Below are 21,019 nucleotides of genomic sequence, written 5' to 3'. Positions count from 1 at the left end.
CGCGCACTCTCGGAAGCATCGTGCGGTTAATGCATCCTTTCTAATTATGGTTAACAACTCCTAAACGTGACACCTGAAATTGCGGCCAGCATTTCTTGCACTCCGGCGAAATCGGACGCCCCTGAACAAAAAAGCCCGGAAAGCCTAGGCTTTCCGGGCCAGTTCAGGTCCGCCGTCTTCTTTAAGTTCAGAAGCAATCCTTAAAGAGTGCCTTGGTATTTTCGAGTGTCATCTTGACCGGATTGCCGCCAGCACTCGGGTCCTCGATCGCCATTGCCGAAAGTTCATCGATTCGATCCGGCTTGATTCCCATCGCAGACAGGCTGTCGGGAACACCGAGCTCGGAGCGAAGCTGCAGGACGTAATTATAGAAGCCGTCGAAGCCGCCCGAGATGCCGAGATAGGCCGCGGCGCGCGCAATCTTCTCCTCAATCGTAGAACGATTGAAACGCAATACCGCTGGCATCACGACGGCATTCGTCATCCCGTGATGGGTGTTGTAGACCGCGCCGATCGGGTGCGACAGCGCGTGAATGGCGCCGAGACCCTTCTGGAAGGCAACCGCGCCCATGGCGGCGGCCGACATCATGTTGGCGCGGGCTTCGAGGTCCGTGCCCTCCTTGTAGGCGCGCGGCAGGAATTCTTTGACAAGGCGCATGCCCTCCAGCGCGATACCGGCAGACATCGGATGATAAAAGGGCGAGGAATAAGCTTCCAGGCAGTGCGCAAAGGCGTCCATGCCGGTGCCAGCGGTGATGATCTTCGGCATACCGACGGTCAGTTCCGGATCGGCGATGACGACGCCCGGCAGGAACTTCGGATGGAAGATGATCTTCTTCACATGCGTTTCGGAATTGGTGATGACGCTGGCACGACCAACTTCCGAGCCTGTGCCGGCCGTCGTCGGGACGGCCACGATCGGAGCTATGCCTTCAACGCTCGCGCGCGTCCACCAGTCACCGATATCCTCGAAGTCCCAGACCGGCCGTGTCTGGCCGGCCATGAACGCGACGCACTTGCCGAGATCGAGGCCCGAGCCGCCACCGAAGGCAACGACGCCGTCATGGCCACCGTCCTTGAACGCCTTAACGCCAGCCTCGAGGTTCTTGTCGTTCGGGTTCGGATCCACATCGGCGAAGATCGCGCGGCCAAGGCCGGCATCTTCGAGAATGTCGAGCGCGGTCTTGGTGATCGCCATGGAAGCCAGGCCGCGATCGGTGATCAGCAGCGGCTTCTTCATCCCGAGGCTCTTGCAGGCGTCCGCCAGTTCCTTGATCCGGCCCCGGCCAAGCTTGAAGGCGGTCGGGTAGCTCCAGTTGGCTGTGATGTTGCTGCTCATGCTGTGACTTTCTTCAGATGGTAGGATTTCGGACGCGTCAGGTTGTGGAAGCCAATGATCGACAGCGAACCCCCTCGACCGGTTTCCTTGACGCCGGTCCAGCATAGAGCCGGATCGAGATAGTCGGCGCGGTTCATGAAGACGGTGCCGGTCTCGATCTCGCGGCCGAGCCGCCCTGCCCGTTCCGGATCCTTCGTCCAGAGCGAAGCCGTTAGGCCGTACTGGCTGTCGTTCATCAGCGTGACGGCTTCGTCATCGCTCTTCACCTTCATGATGCCGACGGCAGGACCAAAGGTCTCCTCGCGCATGAAGGCCATGGAATGATCGACGTTGACGAGGATCTGCGGTGCGAGATAGGCGCCGCCATCGTCCTGTGGGAAGAGCTTGGGGTCAACGAGTGCCTTGGCGCCCTTGGAAACGGCATCGGCGATCTGCTCGCGCACGACCTTGGCGAAGCGCTTGTTGGCCATCGGGCCAAGCGAAGTCTCAGGATCGAGCGGATTGCCGAGCTTGTAGTTCGACACCCAAGCGACCGACTTCTCGACAAAGCTGTCATAAAGCGATTCATGCACATAGATGCGCTCGATACCGCAGCAGCACTGGCCGGAATTATAGGTCGCGCCATCCATCAGCGTATCGACCGCCGCGTCGAGGTCGGCATCTTCCATGACATAGCCCGGATCCTTGCCGCCGAGCTCGAGCCCGAGCCCTGTGAACGTTCCGGCTGCCGCCCGCTCCATCGAGCGGCCGCCGTCGACCGAACCGGTGAAGTTGACGAAGTTGAAGCTGCCCGCAGCAATCAGCGCCGAGGTCGTTTCGTGGTCAAGGAACACGTTCTGGAAGACGTCCTCGGGAACGCCGGCCTCGACGAAAGCCTGCACCAGCCGCTCGCCGACGAGCAACGTCTGCGACGCATGCTTCAGAACAACCGTATTGCCAGCCATCAGCGCCGGCGCGATCGTGTTGATCGCCGTCATGTAGGGATAATTCCAGGGGGCCACGACGAACACAACGCCATGCGCTTCACGTTCGATGCGACGCTCGAACTTGTCGCTTTCCTCGACAACCAGCGGCGCGAGCGCATCGGCGGCGATCGAAGCGACATAGTTGGAGCGCTCGTTGAAGCCCTTGTACTCGCCGCCGTAGCGGATCGGGCGGCCCATCTGCCAGGCAAGTTCCGGCACGACGACGTCGGACATTTCGTTAAGGCGCGCGACGCCCTTCAGCACCAGCTGAACGCGTTCTTCCAACGGCCGCTTCGCCCAGGCCTTCTGTGCCTTGCGCGCCCGCGCCACCGCCTCCTTCGCCGCCTCCAGCGAAAGCGCCGGACGCTCGGCGAAAATCGATCCGTCGATCGGTGAAATGCATTGGATCATTCCCATGATCTTCATCCTATGTTTTCGCGTGCCGAAACCGGCAGCCCCCAACAATCTCCTCAGATATGGAGATCATATGACAGGGCGCCATCCGGCTTTGGCTACGCCTATTATGCTCTTTCGAAACCGCGCGCCACTTCCCAGTCGGTGATGCGACGATCGTATTCTTCCTGCTCCCACTCGGCAGCACGGGTATAGTGGTCGATGACGTCGTCGCCAAAGGCGTTGCGAAGCATCTTCGATTCCGTCATGGCGACTGTTGCCGCGCGCAGCGTACGCGGGATCTCGCGGACGCTGCGCGCTCCATAGGCGTCGCCGACGAACGGCGCCTCGAGCTCCATCTTGTTCTCTATACCATCGATGCCGGCGGCAAGCAGCGCGGCAAAGGCGAGATAGGGATTAAGGTCGGAGCCGCCGACACGGCACTCGATGCGGATCGCTTTGGTGTCGTCGCCGCAGAGGCGATAGCCAGCCGTGCGGTTGTCCTTACTCCAGATTGCCTTCGTCGGCGCAAAGGTGCCCGCCATGAAGCGCTTGTATGAGTTGATGTAAGGCGCGAGGAAGTAGGTGATCTCGCTCGCGTGGGCGAGAAGACCGGCCACGTAGTTGTTCATCAGCGGCGACATGCCGTACTTGCCCCCCTCTTCGTGGAAGAGCGGCGTCTTGCCGTCAGCGCTCCAGAGCGACTGATGGATATGCGACGAACTGCCGGCAGAGGTGTAGCTCCATTTGGCAAGAAAAGTGATCGCCTTGCCCTTCGACCAAGCGATTTCCTTGCAACCGTTCTTAATGATCGAGTGGCGATCGGCCATCGTCAGTGCGTCGGCATAGCGGACATTGATTTCTTCCTGGCCCGCGGACGCCTCGCCCTTGGAGTTTTCGACCGGAATGCCGGCGCCCTGAAGGCCGGTGCGGATTGCCCGCATGACCTCTTCTTCCTTGGTCGTCTGGAAGATGTGGTAGTCCTCGTTATAGGCGCTGGCGAGCTTCAGGTTGCGATAGCCTGACGCGTGAGCGGACTCGTAGGTCTGGTCGAACAGGAAGAATTCGAGCTCCGAGGCCATGAACGCCTTCATGCCCATGTCTTCCAACCGCTTGACCTGTTTCTTCAGGATCGCGCGCGGCGAGTGCGGCACCTCTTCATGCGTGTGGTGGTCGAGGAGATCGCAAAGCACGAGCGCTGTGCCTTCGAGCCACGGAATGCGGCGCAGCGTCGAAAGATCGGGCTTCATCGTGTAGTCGCCATACCCCTTTTCCCAGCTCGTCGCCTTGTAGCCGGAGACGGTTTCCATCTCCATGTCGGTGGCAACGAGATAGTTGCAGCTATGGGTTTCCTTCCATGCGCTTTCGAGGAAGTATTCAGCCTGAAAACGCTTGCCCATCAAGCGGCCCTGCATGTCCACCTGGCACGCCAGAACTGTATCGATGCGCCCGTCGGCAACATCCTGCTTTAGATCGTCGAGGGTATAGATGCTCATATTGAATCCGCCTGACCTTGAACTGAAATCGGGGCAACGAAAGAGCATACCGTGAAACGGGCCTGCCGCCTCTGATGCGTTTTCGTTGAGCCGGGAAGCGGGGCCGCCATCGCGGCCCCGCGGTTGGAGAGGGAAGTCGAAAGCTCAGGCTTCGCCAACGGCCTTCTCGGCAGCCGCGATCTCTGCCTGACGACGCGCAACCTCGTCACCGATCGGCGGGCCCTTGAAGCGGCGGCTTTCGAAGCCGAACCAGACGATACCGGTGAGGACTAGGAAGCCGACAGTGATGTAAAGCGCCCATTGGTTCGGCGGCTGAATGCCGAGGACGAAGATCAGCATCATCGCCAGGATCGACAGAACTGCAAACAGCTTGAACATGCCTTCGCCGAGGTTCCATGGTCCCATCTTGTCCCACTTCGACGTGCCCCACGCGAAGAGACCGAGGGTGATCGGGATCGCGAAGGAGAAGAACAGGAAGATGACCGTGCACGAGACGACGATCGTATAGACCGGGGTCTCGCCGATCGAAACAAGCGACGAGCCCCAGACGAACAGAACAGAGAGGATCGAACCCGTCCAGATGGCGGCAACCGGCGTGCGGTGCTTCGGGCTGACCTTGGCAAGAGCCTTGGATGCCGGCAGACCGCCGTCACGCGAGAAGGCGAAGATCATGCGGGAGACCGAGGTCACTGTCGCCAGACCGCACAGCCACTGGCTGACGAAGATGGCGAGGTAGAGCAGATCCTTGACGGCAGGATTGACCTGACTGTCCATGGCCCAGAAGAACACGTTCCAGCCCTGTTTGGCCGCATCGTCCATGTTCGGGAGCATCAGCACGAATGCGCAAAGCATGATGTAGCCGAAGAGCGCCGACCAAAGAACGGAGGCGACCATGCCGCGCGGAACGGAATGGGCGGCCTTGACCGTTTCTTCCGAGGTATGCGCCGAAGCGTCATAGCCGGTGATCGTGTAGATCGGCAGGAGGAGGCCGAGCAGAAACACCCAGACGCCCGAGGTCGACGGCCAGACGTTGCCGCCGGCTTCGCCGGAATAGTTGGCGAAAGTGAAGAGACGGGCAATGTCGTAGGACGGCGCTGCCAGCAGGCAAACTGCAGCAAGGGCGATTGCCGTTGCGAAGATCAGATAGCCCGAGAAATCCGTGAGCTTCGCCGTCAGCCCGATCCCCATGTGGTTCACCAGCGCCTGGGCACCGGTAATGATCACCAGGAACAGGATGCGAACGGCGGTGGTATCGGTCAGCCCGAAATAGCTGGTGCCGAACGAGCCCATAAAGAAGTAGTAGGTACCGACGTTGATTGCGCCGAGAACCGTGACAAGACCGAGCAGGTTGAACCAGGCGGTCAGCCAGCCGGTGAAACGGTTGCCGAGGATCGAGCCCCAGTGATAGAGGCCGCCTGCAGTCGGATAGGCCGAGCTGATCTGCGCCATCGCGACGGCGAACACCAACGAAACGAAGCACCCGAGCGGCCAACCGATGCCGATAGCCGCGCCGCCAGCACCCGCCGTGGCTTGAGCCAGCGAGTTGATGCCGCCGGAAAGAATGCAGATGATAGAGAATGAGACCGCAAAGTTCGAAAACGAGCTCATCCGCCGTTCCAGCTCCTGGGCGTAGCCCATGGAGTGCAGGATGTGCATATCCTGCTTTTTGTCGTGATCCGTGTAGTCGGACATGACTTCCCCCTGTTTAGCGATCAGCCGCGGGATTGCGGGTGATCATCCAGTGCCAAAGTGCCCGCGACGTTTTCGCCTTCGGGCTGATCGCAGTTAGACTGCTCCCTGGGGTCTTTTTCTTCGTTGTCAGGCGTCCAGGCTTTGCTGGAGAAGCCCCGTCAGATAGTCGGCCACGACCCCTTGACCGTCTTCGTCTGAGATGAGGTCGTTGCGGACCTCGATCATTACATTGCGGAGCCCGTTGGACAGCCCATGCAGGATCAGCGTGTGGGTCACGCCATCCGCAGGGCCATAGGGCTCGTTGCGTTCGATTTTGTAGAGAGGCGAGCCGGTCGATGCGGCGTTCAAAACGCTGTCGGCAAAGCGGCTGTCTTCGTCGTGTAGGATACCAATTTCCACGGTGCGCGTCTTCCCGTGGTACACCGGAGTGAAGCTATGGACTGTCGCAATCACCGTCTCCTGCCCCCTCGCCTTGCGATCGCGAATCAGTGCGCGAATGGCGTCGTGGAAAGGAATATACAATGCTTCGGTGCGCATGAGGCGTTCTTCCGCGCTGAGATTGGCATTGCCCGGAATATCGTAGATTTCGCTTCTCGAGGGCATCGCCCCCGGAGACTCCGGCGGCCTGTTGCAATCATAGATCAATCGCGAAAATCGCTGGTGAATGAGCGTGGCATCGAGCCCTTGTGAAATCCCGCGGGCAACTGCCAATGCGCCTGGATCCCATGCGATATGACTTTCCAAGGCCTCGCCGGAGAGACCGAGCGTTCCGTAGCGTTCAGGCAGGAGGCGGGATGCATGTTCGCAGATCACCAGCAACGGGCTCTTGCCGTTCGGCCGCTCGACCGAAACGCACCCCCCTTCCGTTTCGCTTAGGACCTTGAACTGAGCAGGCACCACAGCCGCATCCCGATCATTAATAAAGAATGTATAAGAAAAGAATTCTTCAGGTTCCAACGACTGTCAAGCGCATCCTGAAAATTTCTTTTCATGACAGTGGTTGACATGGATTGTGACAGCGTTGTTAACTTTCGGTGGGAAAGTGGCACAAGACCAATCCCGGGGAGCATGATCGCGTGACCGCTGCGTCGAAGACAGTTTCGGACGTAATCCATTCGCATTTTGGCATGCTTACGCGGGCCGAAAAGCAATTGGCTGAGAGCCTGTTGGACAACTACCCCGTCTCCGGACTGGGGAGCATCACGACGATTGCAGAGAATGCCGGCGTATCGACGCCGACAGTCGTGCGCATGGTCCAGAAGCTGGGCTTCAAGGGCTATCCCGACTTCCAAGCGCACCTTCATCAAGAGGTCGAGGCGACGATCTCGAACCCTATCACCAAGCATGACCGGTGGGCCTCCAATGCGCCGGGAACGCACATTCTCAACCGCTTTGCCGACGCAATCATGGGCAACCTGCGGCAGACGCTGAGCGGCCTGGATACCGCCACCTTCGACAGCGTTGCCTCCCTGCTGTCCGATCGCAAGCGCAGCCTCTACTTCGTCGGCGGACGCATTACCGGCGCGCTGGCCGAGTACTTCTTCACCCACATGCAGGTCATTCGACCGAACACCGCGCTGCTGTCATCGAACTCCAGCAGCTGGCCGCAATACGTGCTCAATATGAGTCCCGGCGACCTTTTGGTCATCTTCGACATCCGCCGCTACGAGCAGGAGATGGTCAGCCTCGCGACCGCCGCTCGCAAAAGCGGCGCCGAGATCGTCGTCTTTACCGACCAATGGGGCTCTCCGGCTGCCAAACTCGCGCGCCACAGCTTCCGCGTGCAGATCGAGGCCCCATCGGCCTGGGACTCGTCTGTCGTCACTCTCTTCATCGTCGAAGCTCTCATCGAAGCCGTTCAGAGCTCGACTTGGGACCAAACGAAAGAACGCATGAAAACCCTGGAGGGTCTGTTCGAGCAAACCAGACTTTTCCGCAAACTCAGCTAGGAGGGACAATAAGACAGATAGATGACGTGAGACGATCGAGCCAACAGCGCGTCGCAAGTGAAACATCGCCGCCAACTGCCTGCTATACAAAGAAAAAAGAACGTCACCAAACTGTCACGAAAGCTTCACGTAACGTCAGTAACAGCATCGTCGGACACTGAAAACCCGAAGGAGAACAACAGTGATCTCTAATATTTCAAAAATGCTTTCGCTTTCTACTGCGATTGTCGTTGCTTCTACTGCAATCGCAGCTGCTGAGCCTAGCGCTGAACTCATCGCTGCCGCCAAGAAGGAAGGCACGCTGACGACGATCGCGCTTCCGCACGACTGGTGCGGCTACGGCGACGTCATTGCCGGCTTCAAGGCCAAGTATGGCCTCGAGGTCAACGAACTGAACCCGGACGCAGGCTCGGGCGATGAAATCGAAGCAGTCAAGGCCAACAAGGGCAACACAGGCCCGCAGGCTCCTGACGTCATCGACGTCGGCCTCTCCTTCGGCCCCTCGGCAAAGGCAGAAGGCCTGATCCAGCCCTACAAGGTTTCGACCTGGGATTCCATTCCGGACAGCGCCAAAGATGCCGATGGCTTCTGGTATGGCGACTACTACGGCGTTCTCTCCTTCCTCGTGAACAAGGACCTCGTCAAGGAGTCTCCGGCCGACTGGGCTGATCTGAAGAAGAGCGACTACGCCAACGCTGTTGCTCTCGCCGGCGATCCGCGCAGCGCAAACCAAGCCGTACAGGGCGTATTTGCTTCCGGTCTTTCGGCTGCAGGCGGTGATGCAGCAAAAGCAGGCGACGAAGGCCTGAAGTTCTTTGCCGAACTCAACAAGAGTGGCAACTTCGTTCCGGTCGTCGGCAAGGCCGCGCCGTTCGCTCAGGGCTCGACCCCGATCATCGTTGCCTGGGACTACAATGCCCTTTCGTGGGGTGAAAGCCTGAAGGGCAACCCTCCGTTTGAAGTCGTCGTTCCGAAGACGGGCGTTGTTGCCGGCGTTTACGTTCAGGCCATCTCGGCCTTCGCTCCGCATCCGAACGCTGCAAAGCTCTGGATGGAATACCTTTACTCCGACGAAGGTCAGCTCGGATGGCTGAAGGGCTATTGCCACCCGATACGCTTCAACGATCTGGCAAAGAACAACAAGATCCCGAAGGACCTTCTTGACAAGCTCCCGCCAGCCGCTGCGTATGAGAAGGCAATCTTCCCGACGCTCGAACAGCAGGCAGCAGCCAAGGAAACCATCACTAAGAACTGGGATTCGGTGGTCGGCGCCAACGTCAAGTAACGCATGAAACTGCCTCTCCGCTGTCGGGCGGAGAGGCGCCCCAGTCAGTTGCCCAATAAGGCTGTAACGTCTATGAGCAGTGTTTCAACCTCCGTCGCCAGCACCACGCCCCTGATAAACCGCGACAGGGTGATAGACTGGCTCGGCATCGCGCCGTTCATGATCTTCGCGCTGATGTTCTTGATCATCCCGACGGTTTATCTCGTAGCGGGCGCTTTCCTTACACCCGAGGGCGACCTGACCCTCAAGAATATTGTCGACCTGTTCACGCCGTCGATCCTCAGCGCTTACTGGATCAGTATCAAAGTGTCCGTAGCATCGGCCCTCGGTGGCGCAGTGATCGGCTTCTTTCTCGCCTGGGCTGTCGTGCTCGGCGGCCTGCCGAACTGGGTTCGTTCGGGCCTCCTGACCTTCTCCGGCGTTGCCTCCAATTTCGCGGGCGTGCCGCTTGCCTTCGCCTTCCTCGCCACGCTCGGGCGCACCGGTCTTGTAACCGTTTTGATGCGCGACTGGTTTGGCTTCAATCTCTATTCCACCGGCTTTAACCTGCTGAGCTTCTTCGGGCTGACGATCACCTATATGTACTTCCAGATCCCGCTGATGGTGCTGATCCTGACGCCGGCGCTCGACGGCATGAAGAAGGAGTGGAAGGAAGCAGCATTGATCCTTGGCGCGACCAATGGCCAGTACTGGCGCATGGTCGCCTTCCCGATCCTCTGGCCGAGCCTGATGGGCACGACACTGCTTCTCTTTGCGAACGCCTTCGGCGCCATCGCCACGGCCTACGCCCTGACCGGCAGCTCGCTTAACATCGTGCCGATCTTGCTCTACGCACAGATCCGCGGCGACGTGCTTCACAACGCCAACCTCGGCTACGCCCTTGCCCTCGGCATGATCGTCATTACCGGTCTGTCCAACCTCCTCTACATCCTGCTGCGCATGCGCGCCGAACGGTGGCAAAAATGAAGACTTCACGCCTAGGAGCCTGGATCGCCATTGCGATCGGTGCGGTCTACTTTGTCCTGCCGCTCATCGCCACCATTGAATTCTCGCTGCGTATGCGCCGCGGCGCCTACAGTTTCGACGCCTATGCTTCGGTTTTTTCCGATGCGCAGTTCCGCGAAACTTTCGGTTATTCGATGCTGATGGCGCTGTTGACGATCGTCTTCGGCATGCTGCTCGTGGTGCCGACGGCCTATTGGGTGCGCCTGCGCTTGCCGCAGATCCGCCCAATCGTCGAGTTCATCACGCTGCTGCCGCTGGTTATCCCGGCAATCGTGATCGTCTTTGGCTATCTTAGAATGTACAACTCTTCCTCGATCCTGCCGCTGACGGGCTCGACGACGGGCACGAACATCCTGCTTGTCCTCTCCTACATGACGCTATCGCTGCCCTACATGTACCGCGCCGTTGACACCGCCATGCGCGCCATCGACGTCCGCACGCTGACGGAAGCGGCCGAAAGCCTCGGCGCCAGCTGGACGACAATCATGTTCAAATGCATTTTCCCGAACGTCATGAGCGGGGTGCTCTCGGGCGCATTCATCACGCTTGCGATCGTCATGGGCGAATTCACCATGGCCGCGCTCCTCAATCGTCCGGCTTTCGGCCCATACCTGCAGCTGGTCGGCGCCAATCGCGCCTACGAGCCGTCGGCGTTGGCCGTCATCGCCTTCTCGATCACCTGGCTCAGCATGGGCCTGCTGCAACTCGTCTCCCGCTTCCACAAAGCCGCCCCGGCTAAGTCGTAAGGTACCTGGTTTTCATGGCTTTTCTCGAACTCGCAAACCTTAAGAAATCCTTCGGCAACACGCAGGTCGTGCATGACTTCAACATGCGGATCGAGAAGGGGGAATTCATCTCTTTCCTTGGCCCGTCGGGTTGCGGCAAGACGACCGTTCTGCGCATGATCGCAGGCTTCGAAACGCCCTCCGCCGGTCGCATCGCCATCGGCGGCAAGGAACAAAACAATCTGAAGCCCAACAAGCGCAACATCGGCATGGTCTTCCAGGCCTATGCGCTGTTTCCCAACATGACCGTTCACGACAACGTCGCCTTCGGCCTAAAGGTCTCCGGCGCGCAGCCCGCCGAGATTGATGCTCGCGTCAAGGAAATGCTCGGGCTCATCAAGCTCGACCATCTTGCCGACCGCTATCCCTATCAGCTCTCCGGCGGCCAGCAGCAGCGCGTGGCGCTTGCCCGCGCGCTTGCGGTCCGCCCACAGGTTCTATTGCTCGATGAGCCGCTGTCAGCCCTCGACGCCAAGATCCGCGTGTCGTTGCGCGAGGAAATCCGCGCCATCCAGCAGAAGCTCGGCATCACCACCGTCTTCGTGACGCATGACCAGGAGGAAGCCCTGTCGATCTCCGACCGCATCGTCGTCATGAACGCCGGCCGCGCCGACCAGATCGGAACGCCGTTTGAGATCTACAACACGCCGGCAACGCGCTTCGTCGCCTCCTTCGTCGGTACGCTCAACATAATCGAAGCGAAGGTCGTCGACCCGGCCGCCAACCGTATCCAGATCGGCGACCAGGGCGTGACCTTGAAGCAATCGGTCGCCGCCTTCAAAGCCGGTGACACCGTCTCGCTTGCGCTGCGCCCAGAGGCCGGCTCACTGGCTGAGGGAACGCCGTGCGATACGAAGCTGACCGGCCAGGTCGTGTCCGCCCACTTCCTCGGCTCGGTCATCCGCACGCGCATGAACGTCGGCGGCAACGTCATTTCCTTCGACATGTTCAACAGCCCAGGCGTTGCTCCTCCGGCAGCCGGCGAAACGGTGACGCTTCGCTTCATGGCGGCCGACCTCCTCGTCATCCGCGACTGACCGCCGGGCAGCGCCGCCCTCATGTTTTGCGGCTTTGCCACACTCGCTTCCGCATTTCCGGCGCTGCATTTTGCAGCACCGGAAACTGCTTGAAATAGCGACCTTGATGCGCAACGTCAGCTGGAACGTTTTCGTTCAGCAAAGTCGGCATCATATCCTCTGCCATGACCGCACCGGCATGGCCTCAAACCGGATGTTTCAATGATTACCTGCTATCTGCGTTACACGATCGACCCGTACAAGATCGCCGAATTCGAGGAATATGCTCGACTCTGGATCCCGATCGTCAATCGAATGGGCGGCACGCATCACGGTTATTTCCTGCCGTCCGAGGGCGCCAACAACATTGCTATCGCGCTGTTTTCGTTCCCGAGCTTCGCGGCCTACGAAGATTACCGTACCCGCATGGCAGCCGACCCGGAATGCCAGGCCGCCTTCGATCTCGATAAAAGTAACCGAAGCATCATCAGCTACGAGCGCAGTTTCATGCGGCCCGTCCTTGACTGATCGGTAGAAACGAAAGACCCCGCTCAATTGACGGGGCCTTTGGTTCGTGGCGGGTCTAGCGGATCGCCTTGTCATTTGCATCGAAGCGATGCATGTGGGCCGTATCCGGCGTCGCATAGACGATCTCATCGGGCTCGTACTTGTGCTCGCCAAAGAGCCGCGCGGTGATGAGACCGCATTGCTCGGATTCCAGATAGATGATCGTGTCCGCCCCGAGATGCTCGACATGGACGACCTTCGCCCGCCAGGTGCCCTGCTCGCGCGAAAGGCTCAGATGCTCCGGGCGGACGCCAACGGTCTTTGCATCGGCATCGGCGACCTTGTCGCCCGCAATGAAGTTCATCATCGGCGAACCGATGAAGCCCGCGACGAAGACGTTTGCGGGGCGGTTGTAGAGCTCCATCGGCGAGCCGACCTGCTCGACCGCACCGGCATTCAACACCACGATCTTGTCGGCAAGTGTCATCGCCTCGACCTGGTCGTGGGTCACGTAGATCATCGTTGCCTTGAGGCTGCGGTGCAGGCGCGCGATCTCGAGACGCGTCTGGACACGCAAGGCGGCATCGAGGTTCGACAGCGGCTCGTCGAAAAGGAAGAGCGCCGGCTCTCGGACGATCGCGCGGCCAATGGCGACACGCTGGCGCTGACCACCGGAAAGCTCCGCCGGGCGCCGGGCGAGATACGGTTCGAGCGACAGCATCGACGATGCCTTGCTCACCCGCTTGTCGACCTCGTCCTTCGGCGTGCCGGCCTGCTTGAGACCGAGGCCCATGTTGTCCTTGACCGTCAGGTGCGGATAGAGCGCATAGGACTGGAACACCATCGCGATGCCGCGCTTGGCGGGAGGCGTCAGCGTCTCATCCTTGCCATTGATGAGAACGGCGCCCGAGGTGACGTCCTCCAATCCGGCAATGCTGCGCAGAAGCGTCGATTTTCCGCAACCCGAAGGTCCAACGAAAATAACGAACTCGCCGTCCTTGACCTCCAGGTCGATGCCCTTCAGCACTTCGTGCGTGCCGTAAGTCTTGCGGATGGATTTGAGTTGAAGCGATCCCACTCGTCGTATTCCTTATCGTTTGGCCGGCTCTTGGAGCTTGACGGCTTGGCCGGTACGCACGCTTTCGTCGGCGGCGAGGCAGATGCGCAACGAAGCGACGGCGTCTGCCATGTGGCGGTTGAGGTCGATGTCCGCGCGAATAGCCTTCAGCATAAAGGCCTGCTCGCGGTCGCAGAGTTCCTGATGGCCAGGTTCTCCCGCCATCTTCATATCCTCGTCCGGCCTGAGGAACTTGCCATCAGGTCCGGTCCCCGCCGTGTGCAGACGAATGACCGAGGTCTTGGTGTGAGCGTCGATGTCGTCAGACTTGGCGTTCGGGTCCATCACGATCGACACAGATCCCTTCGGCGACATGATGTCCTTCACGAAGAACGCCGTTTCCGAGATCATCGGGCCCCAGCCGGCTTCATACCAGCCGACTGAACCATCCTCGAACAGCACCTGCAGCTGGCCGTAGTTGTACATATCGGGCGCGATTTCGTCCGAAAGGCGCAGTCCCATGCCGCGCACCTCGACCGGCTTGGCGTCGGTGATCTGGCACATGACATCGACATAATGCACGCCGCAATCGACGATTGGCGACGTCGTCTGCATCAGCGATTTGTGGGTTTCCCAAGTGGGGCCGCTGGACTGCTGGTTGAGATTCATGCGGAAGACATACGGCCCGCCGAGCTTGCGCGCTTCCTCGATCAGCCGCATCCAGGACGGGTGGTGACGGAGGATGTAGCCGATCACCAGCTTGCGCCCAGCCTTCTTTGCCGCCGCGACCACACGTTCCGCATCGGCGACCGTTGTCGCCAGCGGCTTCTCGACGAAGACGTCGCAACCCGCCTCAAAGGCAGCGACCGAATAATCGGCATGCGTGTCGGAGTAAGTGCACACGGCGCAAAGATCAGGCTTCAACTCGGTGAGCGCCATCTTGAAATCCGAATGGATCTTGTAGCCCCTCAGTTCCTCCGGCAGATCAGGCGTCGAGCGGTTGACCAGCCCCGCAATCTCGAAGCCGGGATTGCTGTGATAGGCCAGCGCATGGCTGCGTCCCATGTTGCCGAGGCCGGCGACCAGAACGCGGATTGGCGTGTCGGATGCACTCACTTGACCGCTCCCGATGTAATGCCGCGGATCAACTGCCGCGAGAAGATGACATAGAGGACGAGGATCGGCAGGATCGCCAGCGACAGCGCGGCAAGCACGGCGTTCCAATTGGTCACGAACTGCCCGATAAAGATCTGCGAGCCGAGAGTAACGGTCTTGGTTGCTTCGGATGGCGCCAGGATAAGCGGGAACCAGAGGTCGTTCCAGATCGGGATCATCGTGAAGACGGCAACCGTTGCCATGGCCGGGCGTACCAACGGCAGCACCAGCCGGAAGAAAATCGAATATTCCGAGAGCCCGTCGATGCGACCGGCATTCTTCAGGTCATCGGAAACCGTCCGCATGAATTCCGACAGGATGAAGATCGCCAGCGGAATGCCCTGAGCCGTGTAGACGAGGATCAGCGCCGTCAGCGTGTTGACGAGGCCAGCGGCGACCATGCCTTGGAGAATGGCGACTGTGCCGAGGCGAATCGGGATCATGATGCCGATCGCCATGTAGAGACCAGTCAGCGTGTTGCCCCTGAACTTGTATTCCGAGAGCGCGAAGGCCGCCATTGCACCGAACAACAGCACGAAGAAGATCGAAACGACGGTGACGATGAAGCTGTTCTGGAAGTAGGTGGCGAAGTCACCCTGCCCCAGCACGGTCTGATAACCGACAAGGCTGAAGGTCGAGGGCGTAGGCACCTGCATCGGCGAACGGAAGATCGCGTTGCGGTCCTTGAACGAGTTGATGATCGTTAAGAACACCGGGAAGATGGCAACAAGCGTATAGCCGATGAGCGCCAGGTGGACGAGGCCGGTGCGGATGGGGGATGTGCGTGCTCTATTGGACATGACACACTCCTCAGAACTGGTACCGGCGCATGCGCCGCTGGATAGCAAAGAGATAGAACGACACGCCGGCGAGGATGATCAGGAACATGACCGTCGCGATCGTGGCGCCCATTGAGCGGTCGCCGAGCTGGAGCTGGAAACCGAAGAAGGTGCGGTAGAGCAGCGTGCCGAGAATATCGGTCGACATGTCGGGGCCAGCAAGTGCGCCTTGTACCGTGTAGATCAGGTCAAAGGCATTGAAGTTGCCGACGAAAGTCAGGATCGAAATGATGCCGATGGCCGGCAGGATGAGCGGCAGCTTGATCTTCCAGAACTGTGCCCAGCCGGTGATGCCGTCGCACTCGGCGGCCTCGATCACCTCTTCCGGGATGCTGAGCAGCGCAGCGTAGATCAGCATCATCGGAATGCCGATATATTGCCAATTGGATATCAGCGACACAGCGATCAGCGCCGGTCCGGACTGCCCGAGCCATGGGGCGAAAAGCGACTTCATGCCAACGAGGCTCATCAGCCACGGAGCAACGCCCCAGATCGGCGACAGGATGAGTTTCCAGATGAAACCGACGATCACAAAGGAAAGCAACGTCGGCAGGAACATCGCCGTGCGGTAGAACGCCACGAAGCGAAGCCGCGGCGTCGACAGCAGCGCGGCCAGCGCGATGCCGATCGGGTTCTGCACACACATGTGAATGAGGAAGAAGATGAAGTTGTTGACCAGCGCATTCCAGAAGTCGTGTGCCCAGCGCGCATCGCCGAGCAACACCTTGTAGTTCGCGAGCCCGACGAAGGCAGGCGCGCCGTCGACGGTGTTGTAGAACGAAAGCCTCAGCGTTTCGATCAGCGGCAGGATCATGATCGCCGAATAGACGGCGAATGCCGGGAAAAGAAAGACGCCGATGTGCCAGCGCACCGGGCGACTGATGGGAACGACATCGATAGCGGATTCGGCTTCGCTCATGGCTTTTGCCTGTTCTTCTTGGCTGCACCTGTGGTGCAGCGCGTCTGACACGGCGGGCAGAACGCCCGTCCTCTAGTCGTCTCCCCGTCGCTTCCGGTTTCGAAGGCGGCGGGGAGAGGAACAGCGGATACGAAATTGGCTTGGAGCCGGAGTGAGGGACAACCGAGGCCGTCCCTCGTATTCAATCACTTGCCTGGCTTGTACCAGTCGTCGAGGCCCTTCTGGAGCTTCTCGGCTGCCACCTGCGGCGTATCCGTGCCGTTGACGACGTTCGCCGACTCAATCCAGGTCTCGTTTTCCAGATTCGGCGTGCCGCGCCCCAGGATCTGATAGGTCGAGCGGATTGTTGACTTGTACGGGCCGCGCCAGGAAACGAACTCCTGAGCCAGCGGATCGCTCATCTTGACCGGGTTCGAATTCAGGCTGAAGAACCCCGGCAGCGAGTTCGCGTAGATGTCGGCGAATTCGCTGGAAGCAACCCAGCTCAGGAACTTCTTGGCTTCTTCGGCATGCGTGCTCTTGGCATTCAGGGCGACGCCGATATCCGGATGATCGGAGATATAGCCCTGGTCGCCGGCCTTCGGAACCGGCGGCGGGAAGGCACCCATCTTGAACTGCGCCTGGCTGTTGAACAGCGCGATTTCCCAGGAACCGGCCGGGTAGATAGCGGCACGACCCAGCGTGAAGAGGTTCTGGCTGTCAGAGTAGGTCTGCGCTTCGAAGCCGTCGCCGAGGTAAGGCTTCCATTTGGCGAGCTCCTCGTAGGGCTTGACCCAGCCGGCATCCGTCAGCTTCTGCTTGCCCTCGATCAACGCCAAACGACCTTCTTCACCCTTCCAGTAGTTCGGGCCGATGTTCTGGTAGCCCATGGTTGCGGCTTCCCAGAGGTCCTTCGTGCCCATGGCGAGCGGGATGTAGGTGCCGTCTGCCTTGATCTTCTCAAGCGCGGCAAAGAATTCGTCTTCCGTCTTCGGAACGGAGATGCCGAGCTTGTCGAACGCATCCTTGTTGTAGATGAAGCCGTGGATGACCGAGGCCATCGGCACGCAGAAAGTGGACTTGCCGTCGTCGGTCGACCAGGCAGCCTTTGCGACCGGCGTGAAGTTCTCCATGCCAGCCAGGCTGGTCAGATCGACGAGTTGCTTCTTCTTGAACAGTTCGAGCGATGTATCGAACGGACGGCAGGTGATGATGTCACCGGCCGAGCCGGCGTCGAGCTTGGCATTCAGCGAAGCGTTGTACTCGGTCGGCGCGGTCGGCGAGAAGACGATCTTGATACCCGGGTTCTTGGCTTCGAATGCCGGGATGATCTTTTCCTGCCAGATCTGCAGGTCGTCGTTACGCCAGCTTTCGACCGTCAGCGTGACGTCGGCGGCATGAGCAAAGCCCATGGATGTCAGCAGGCTCGAGGCCAGCAGGAAGCCTTTCAGTGCGGTGTTCTTCATTTCCCTCTCCTGTTTTGAGCGCCGATGAGGCGCTGTTTTTGACCTGAAACGAGCGATTGCGTGCATGAGATGGCACCCACCGCCCCCCTGAGGGCCGTCAGTAACTGCCGGCCCGAAAGCTCAAATCGGCTCGGCGGGCAAAGCACCCGTCGACCAGATAGCGCACCCGACCGAAAAAGGCCCGGCACAGCGACGAAAGGGAAAACTGATGGCGAAAAGCGACTTGAGAGCGACTGAGCCGCTACAGCCGGATCCACATTCCATCGAGTTGCCCGGCTTATCTTTATCCTGCCGGTTTATCGCTGCCCGATGCGCTGTTCCCTTTGATGGAATTAAGTCCAAAAAAATACCAATTGTCCAGCCAATTTTAACGTTTCAACGACAGAAAAACGCCATTAAAAATTTTATTATTTAAAATCAACATGATAACAAGGTGAATTTTTACGTCGCTTTGGGCTTGGTAAATGGTATTTTTTTGGTATTGTAATAAAAACAAGGGGAATGAGCGGATTTTTGGTGGTTCAATGACAGAACTTACGATCGGCATTGATGGCGGCGGCTCCAGCTGCCGAGCCGCAGTCACGGATGCGACAGGACGTATCCTAGGCCGTGGCACGGCCGGCCCATCGAACATTCTGTCCGACCTCGATAACTCGCTGCTCAACATCGTTGCGTCGGCGAGAAACGCATTGAGCGACGCCGGCCTCTCGCCTGAAACCGTTTCCAGCGTCGCGGCTGTCATTGGCGTGGCCGGCGCAAATGTGGGCGACTATGCCGCGCGCATCGAGCGTGCCTTGCCCTTTGCCAGACGTCGTGTCGTCACCGATGCGACGACGGCACTCCAAGGAGCGCTCGGCGATTGCGACGGCGTGATTGGCGCCTTCGGCACTGGCTCTGTCTACAATGCCCGCCGCGACGGAAAGCTTTACGGCATCGGCGGATGGGGATTCGTTGTCGGTGACCAGGCAAGCGGCGCCCGCCTCGGTCGCGACCTGCTGGAACAGTCTCTGCTTGCCCATGACGGTGTGCGCCCCTCCTCGCCGGTCACCCAGACGGTCATGGCCGAGTATGGCGACGATCCCGAGCGCGTCGTCGAGTTTGCCCATGCCTCCCGTCCCAATGACTTCGCCCGCTATGCGCCCGTCGTCTTCGAGGCTGCCGCGAAAGGCGATCCGGTTGCGATGTCGATCGTGCAGAACGCGGCCGCCTCGATCGGCGAGAGCCTGGATGCCCTGCTTTGGCCGGAATGCCACGCCATCTGCCTGCTCGGCGGCCTGGCCAAGGCTTATCGTCCGTGGATTGCAGAGCGCCACACCGCCCTGCTGCAAGAGCCGAAGGGCGATGTCCTGCAGGGCGCCATCGAGCTCGCAGTGAAGTTCCTGCGCGAGGAAGGAAGAGGCGCGGCATGACGGATGATTTTGCAAGCCTGCTTTCCCCCGAGCGCCTTCAGGCCGGCGGCACTGGCCCGCTTTACGTCAAACTGCGGCGCACGCTGGAAGATGCCATCCGCACGGGCACGCTCAGCCACGGCGATGCCCTGCCGCCCGAGCGCGACATCGCCGAATTTGCGACGGTCAGCCGGGTCACGGTGCGCAAGGCGATCGATGAACTCGTCGCCGACGGCCTGCTTGTCCGCCGTCACGGCTCCGGCACCTTCGTGACCAAGCCGGTATCGAAGGTCGAACAGCGCCTCTCGCAACTTACCTCCTTTACCGAGGATATGGCTCGGCGTGGAATGACCTCGCGCTCCGAATGGCTGCACAAGGGCATTCATACGCCCTCGCCGGATGAAATGATGATTCTCGGCCTCGCGACCGATGTCAGGGTCTCGCGCCTCAGCCGTCTGCGCATCGCCGACGACCAGCCGCTGGCAATTGAAAACGCCAGCGTTTCCGGCGAATTCCTGCCGGATCCTTTCGTTGTGACAACGTCGCTTTATGCAGAACTCGAGCGTCGCCAGGTCCGCCCTGTGCGTGCCGTTCAGAGGATTTCGGCGACCAACATGAAAGAGGCCGACGCGCACCTGCTCGGCGTCCCCGTCGGCGCAGCAGGACTTTCGATCGAACGCATCTCCTATCTGGGCTCCGGGCGCGCAGTCGAATTCACCCGCTCGCTCTACCGCGGTGATGCCTATGATTTCGTCGCCGAACTCACAATCGGTGCGCCGTGAGGCCTGGTCGCATTGAATGGACGGCGATGCGCCTTTATTGATTGCACTCATGACATCTCGCATCAGGATCCTCGACACCATCTCCGACCCCGGAAATCCGGCAAAGCCGAACGACGACAGCTTCGGGCACAACGAGGCTTGCGCCTTCGTCATCGACGGTGCGACGGGCCTCGGCGATCGCCAATATATGGATGAGGCAGGCAGCGACGCCGCGTGGATCGCCCGGCATTTCGCCCGCGGTTTTCAAGATCAGATCACCCGCGACACCGACATCTCGGAGGTTACCCGCAGCCTGTCGCAGGCAGCCCGTACGGCATTTCTCCGCCACAACGAGAATGCGCCGCGCTACGCCTGGCCGTTGACCGCCTTTGCGATGCTGCATCAAACACGCGACGGCTTCCATTTCGTCGGCCTCGGCGACTCCTGTCTCTTTCTGCTGCGGGAAGATGGCTCAGCCACGATGTGCATGGCGATCCCGGGCGCCTATGAATATGAGCAGAACCAAGCGCGAAAGCACATTGCGCGAACGGGCGGCATCACGAAGGAAGGTGGCGCGCTCGGCAACTCCGAGACCCTCACCTTGTTGCGCCAGTACCGCGAGCGGCAGAATACGCCGGAGAGCGGCGTCTGGACCCTCGGCCTCGTACCGGAGGCAGCTGACCACCTGGTCTTAGAGCCGCTTGATATTAAAGGCAGGGCGCACGCTATCGTCTGCAGCGACGGTTTTTCGGACCTCGCGGTCCTTTACGCGGCCTATGATTCGGCAACCTTAGTGCGCACCGCACGCGAGAAGGGTCTGCGGCCGATGCTTGATGAGTTGAGGCGCTTCGAACGCGAGATTGATCCCGAGGGGTTGCGTTATCCACGCTACAAACAAAGTGACGACACGACGGCGCTGCTTGTCGAGTTAACGCCCGACACGTAAGGCGATTTTCGATTCAGATTCAGTTCGTTGCGACCAGAACCTAATCAATCTATCCGACACTTGAATCAAATGCTGAA

Annotated in this window: 20 protein-coding genes; 9 read left to right on the top strand and 11 right to left on the bottom strand. The window is 59.8% G+C overall.

The features are described 5' to 3' along the window. Positions 1-187: 187 nt before the first annotated feature. The 5 genes from K9B32_RS00225 to K9B32_RS00205 form a co-directional block, all read right to left on the bottom strand. Complete coding sequence (locus tag K9B32_RS00225) at positions 188-1,339, bottom strand: iron-containing alcohol dehydrogenase (protein WP_224559937.1); 1,152 nt, start codon at positions 1,337-1,339, stop codon at positions 188-190. Continuing rightward, positions 1,336-2,721 carry an aldehyde dehydrogenase family protein gene (locus K9B32_RS00220; protein WP_224559936.1) on the bottom strand — a complete coding sequence of 462 codons (1,386 nt, stop codon included), beginning with the start codon at positions 2,719-2,721 and terminating at the stop codon, positions 1,336-1,338. Before K9B32_RS00220 ends, K9B32_RS00225 begins: the two co-directional genes overlap by 4 nt. A gap of 104 nt (positions 2,722-2,825) precedes the next feature. Beyond that, complete coding sequence (locus tag K9B32_RS00215) at positions 2,826-4,193, bottom strand: glutamine synthetase family protein (RefSeq protein WP_224559935.1); 1,368 nt, start codon at positions 4,191-4,193, stop codon at positions 2,826-2,828. A gap of 144 nt (positions 4,194-4,337) precedes the next feature. Next, complete coding sequence (locus tag K9B32_RS00210; protein ID WP_224559934.1) at positions 4,338-5,885, bottom strand: amino acid permease; 1,548 nt, start codon at positions 5,883-5,885, stop codon at positions 4,338-4,340. Positions 5,886-6,011: 126 nt separating this feature from the next. Further along, positions 6,012-6,785 carry an N-formylglutamate amidohydrolase gene (locus tag K9B32_RS00205; protein ID WP_224559933.1) on the bottom strand — a complete coding sequence of 258 codons (774 nt, stop codon included), beginning with the start codon at positions 6,783-6,785 and terminating at the stop codon, positions 6,012-6,014. A gap of 176 nt (positions 6,786-6,961) precedes the next feature. On the opposite strand from K9B32_RS00205, the gene K9B32_RS00200 reads away from it, so the two are divergent. The 5 genes from K9B32_RS00200 (at position 6,962) to K9B32_RS00180 (ending at position 11,946) form a co-directional block, all read left to right on the top strand. Beyond that, a complete protein-coding gene (locus tag K9B32_RS00200; protein WP_224559932.1) occupies positions 6,962-7,834 on the top strand; it encodes a MurR/RpiR family transcriptional regulator in 873 nt (290 codons plus the stop codon). A gap of 181 nt (positions 7,835-8,015) precedes the next feature. Continuing rightward, entirely contained in the window at positions 8,016-9,119 is a 1,104-nt protein-coding gene (locus tag K9B32_RS00195; RefSeq protein WP_224559931.1) for an ABC transporter substrate-binding protein, read from the top strand. Between the two features lie 72 nt (positions 9,120-9,191). Beyond that, positions 9,192-10,085, top strand: a complete 894-nt coding sequence (locus tag K9B32_RS00190; protein WP_224559930.1) for an ABC transporter permease — start codon at positions 9,192-9,194, stop codon at positions 10,083-10,085. Continuing rightward, positions 10,082-10,870 (top strand): ABC transporter permease, encoded by a 789-nt coding sequence (locus K9B32_RS00185; protein WP_224559929.1) that lies wholly within the window; start codon positions 10,082-10,084, stop codon positions 10,868-10,870. The genes K9B32_RS00190 and K9B32_RS00185 overlap by 4 nt, the downstream gene beginning before the upstream one ends. A 14-nt stretch (positions 10,871-10,884) precedes the next feature. Continuing rightward, positions 10,885-11,946, top strand: a complete 1,062-nt coding sequence (locus K9B32_RS00180; protein ID WP_224559928.1) for an ABC transporter ATP-binding protein — start codon at positions 10,885-10,887, stop codon at positions 11,944-11,946. Positions 11,947-11,965: 19 nt separating this feature from the next. Here K9B32_RS00180 and K9B32_RS00175 read toward each other — a convergent pair whose 3' ends face one another. Next, the gene (locus K9B32_RS00175) at positions 11,966-12,112 is read right to left on the bottom strand and encodes a hypothetical protein (protein ID WP_224559927.1); all 147 of its coding nucleotides are present in this window, start codon (positions 12,110-12,112) and stop codon (positions 11,966-11,968) included. A gap of 35 nt (positions 12,113-12,147) precedes the next feature. Here K9B32_RS00175 and K9B32_RS00170 point away from each other — a divergent pair, with 35 nt between their 5' ends. Continuing rightward, positions 12,148-12,453 (top strand): NIPSNAP family protein, encoded by a 306-nt coding sequence (locus K9B32_RS00170; protein WP_224559926.1) that lies wholly within the window; start codon positions 12,148-12,150, stop codon positions 12,451-12,453. Positions 12,454-12,508: 55 nt separating this feature from the next. Here K9B32_RS00170 and K9B32_RS00165 read toward each other — a convergent pair whose 3' ends face one another. The 5 genes from K9B32_RS00165 to K9B32_RS00145 all read right to left on the bottom strand — a co-directional run bounded on the left by K9B32_RS00165 (position 12,509) and on the right by K9B32_RS00145 (position 17,847). Continuing rightward, positions 12,509-13,510, bottom strand: coding sequence for an ABC transporter ATP-binding protein (locus K9B32_RS00165; RefSeq protein ID WP_224559925.1), 1,002 nt, complete (start codon positions 13,508-13,510; stop codon positions 12,509-12,511). A 12-nt stretch (positions 13,511-13,522) separates the two neighbouring features. Next, on the bottom strand, positions 13,523-14,605 hold the full coding sequence (locus K9B32_RS00160) for a Gfo/Idh/MocA family protein (protein ID WP_224559924.1): 1,083 nt from the start codon (positions 14,603-14,605) through the stop codon (positions 13,523-13,525). Continuing rightward, positions 14,602-15,444 (bottom strand): carbohydrate ABC transporter permease, encoded by an 843-nt coding sequence (locus tag K9B32_RS00155; protein ID WP_007802408.1) that lies wholly within the window; start codon positions 15,442-15,444, stop codon positions 14,602-14,604. The genes K9B32_RS00160 and K9B32_RS00155 overlap by 4 nt, the downstream gene beginning before the upstream one ends. Before the next feature lie 10 nt (positions 15,445-15,454). Next, a complete protein-coding gene (locus K9B32_RS00150; protein ID WP_224559923.1) occupies positions 15,455-16,402 on the bottom strand; it encodes a carbohydrate ABC transporter permease in 948 nt (315 codons plus the stop codon). Positions 16,403-16,587: 185 nt separating this feature from the next. After that, on the bottom strand, positions 16,588-17,847 hold the full coding sequence (locus K9B32_RS00145) for an ABC transporter substrate-binding protein (protein ID WP_224559922.1): 1,260 nt from the start codon (positions 17,845-17,847) through the stop codon (positions 16,588-16,590). Between the two features lie 524 nt (positions 17,848-18,371). Here K9B32_RS00145 and K9B32_RS00140 point away from each other — a divergent pair. The 3 genes from K9B32_RS00140 to K9B32_RS00130 are packed head-to-tail and all read left to right on the top strand — an operon-like array spanning position 18,372 to position 20,942. Continuing rightward, positions 18,372-19,256, top strand: a complete 885-nt coding sequence (locus tag K9B32_RS00140) for an N-acetylglucosamine kinase (protein WP_224559921.1) — start codon at positions 18,372-18,374, stop codon at positions 19,254-19,256. Then, entirely contained in the window at positions 19,253-20,017 is a 765-nt protein-coding gene (locus K9B32_RS00135) for a GntR family transcriptional regulator (protein WP_007802416.1), read from the top strand. Before K9B32_RS00140 ends, K9B32_RS00135 begins: the two co-directional genes overlap by 4 nt. A 49-nt stretch (positions 20,018-20,066) precedes the next feature. After that, entirely contained in the window at positions 20,067-20,942 is an 876-nt protein-coding gene (locus K9B32_RS00130; protein WP_224559920.1) for a protein phosphatase 2C domain-containing protein, read from the top strand. The last annotated feature ends 77 nt before the right edge of the window (positions 20,943-21,019 follow it).

The organism is Rhizobium sp. 3T7, assembly GCF_020166565.1.
Taxonomy (GTDB): Bacteria; Pseudomonadota; Alphaproteobacteria; order Rhizobiales; family Rhizobiaceae; genus Rhizobium.
The sequence above is the reverse complement of the archived record's forward strand: the minus strand, read 5'-3'. Positions and strand labels throughout refer to the sequence as shown.

Bases quoted from the DNA above. Each gene is read 5' to 3' on its own strand.
- K9B32_RS00155 (WP_007802408.1), bottom strand. From the start codon at position 15,444: ATGTCCAATAGAGCACGCACATCCCCCATCCGCACCGGCCTCGTCCAC.
- K9B32_RS00150 (WP_224559923.1), bottom strand. From the start codon at position 16,402: ATGAGCGAAGCCGAATCCGCTATCGATGTCGTTCCCATCAGTCGCCCG.
- K9B32_RS00215 (WP_224559935.1), bottom strand. From the start codon at position 4,193: ATGAGCATCTATACCCTCGACGATCTAAAGCAGGATGTTGCCGACGGG.
- K9B32_RS00225 (WP_224559937.1), bottom strand. From the start codon at position 1,339: ATGAGCAGCAACATCACAGCCAACTGGAGCTACCCGACCGCCTTCAAG.
- K9B32_RS00170 (WP_224559926.1), top strand. From the start codon at position 12,148: ATGATTACCTGCTATCTGCGTTACACGATCGACCCGTACAAGATCGCC.
- K9B32_RS00210 (WP_224559934.1), bottom strand. From the start codon at position 5,885: ATGTCCGACTACACGGATCACGACAAAAAGCAGGATATGCACATCCTG.
- K9B32_RS00220 (WP_224559936.1), bottom strand. From the start codon at position 2,721: ATGGGAATGATCCAATGCATTTCACCGATCGACGGATCGATTTTCGCC.
- K9B32_RS00190 (WP_224559930.1), top strand. From the start codon at position 9,192: ATGAGCAGTGTTTCAACCTCCGTCGCCAGCACCACGCCCCTGATAAAC.
- K9B32_RS00130 (WP_224559920.1), top strand. From the start codon at position 20,067: ATGACATCTCGCATCAGGATCCTCGACACCATCTCCGACCCCGGAAAT.
- K9B32_RS00185 (WP_224559929.1), top strand. From the start codon at position 10,082: ATGAAGACTTCACGCCTAGGAGCCTGGATCGCCATTGCGATCGGTGCG.
- K9B32_RS00180 (WP_224559928.1), top strand. From the start codon at position 10,885: ATGGCTTTTCTCGAACTCGCAAACCTTAAGAAATCCTTCGGCAACACG.
- K9B32_RS00175 (WP_224559927.1), bottom strand. From the start codon at position 12,112: ATGGCAGAGGATATGATGCCGACTTTGCTGAACGAAAACGTTCCAGCT.
- K9B32_RS00140 (WP_224559921.1), top strand. From the start codon at position 18,372: ATGACAGAACTTACGATCGGCATTGATGGCGGCGGCTCCAGCTGCCGA.
- K9B32_RS00135 (WP_007802416.1), top strand. From the start codon at position 19,253: ATGACGGATGATTTTGCAAGCCTGCTTTCCCCCGAGCGCCTTCAGGCC.
- K9B32_RS00145 (WP_224559922.1), bottom strand. From the start codon at position 17,847: ATGAAGAACACCGCACTGAAAGGCTTCCTGCTGGCCTCGAGCCTGCTG.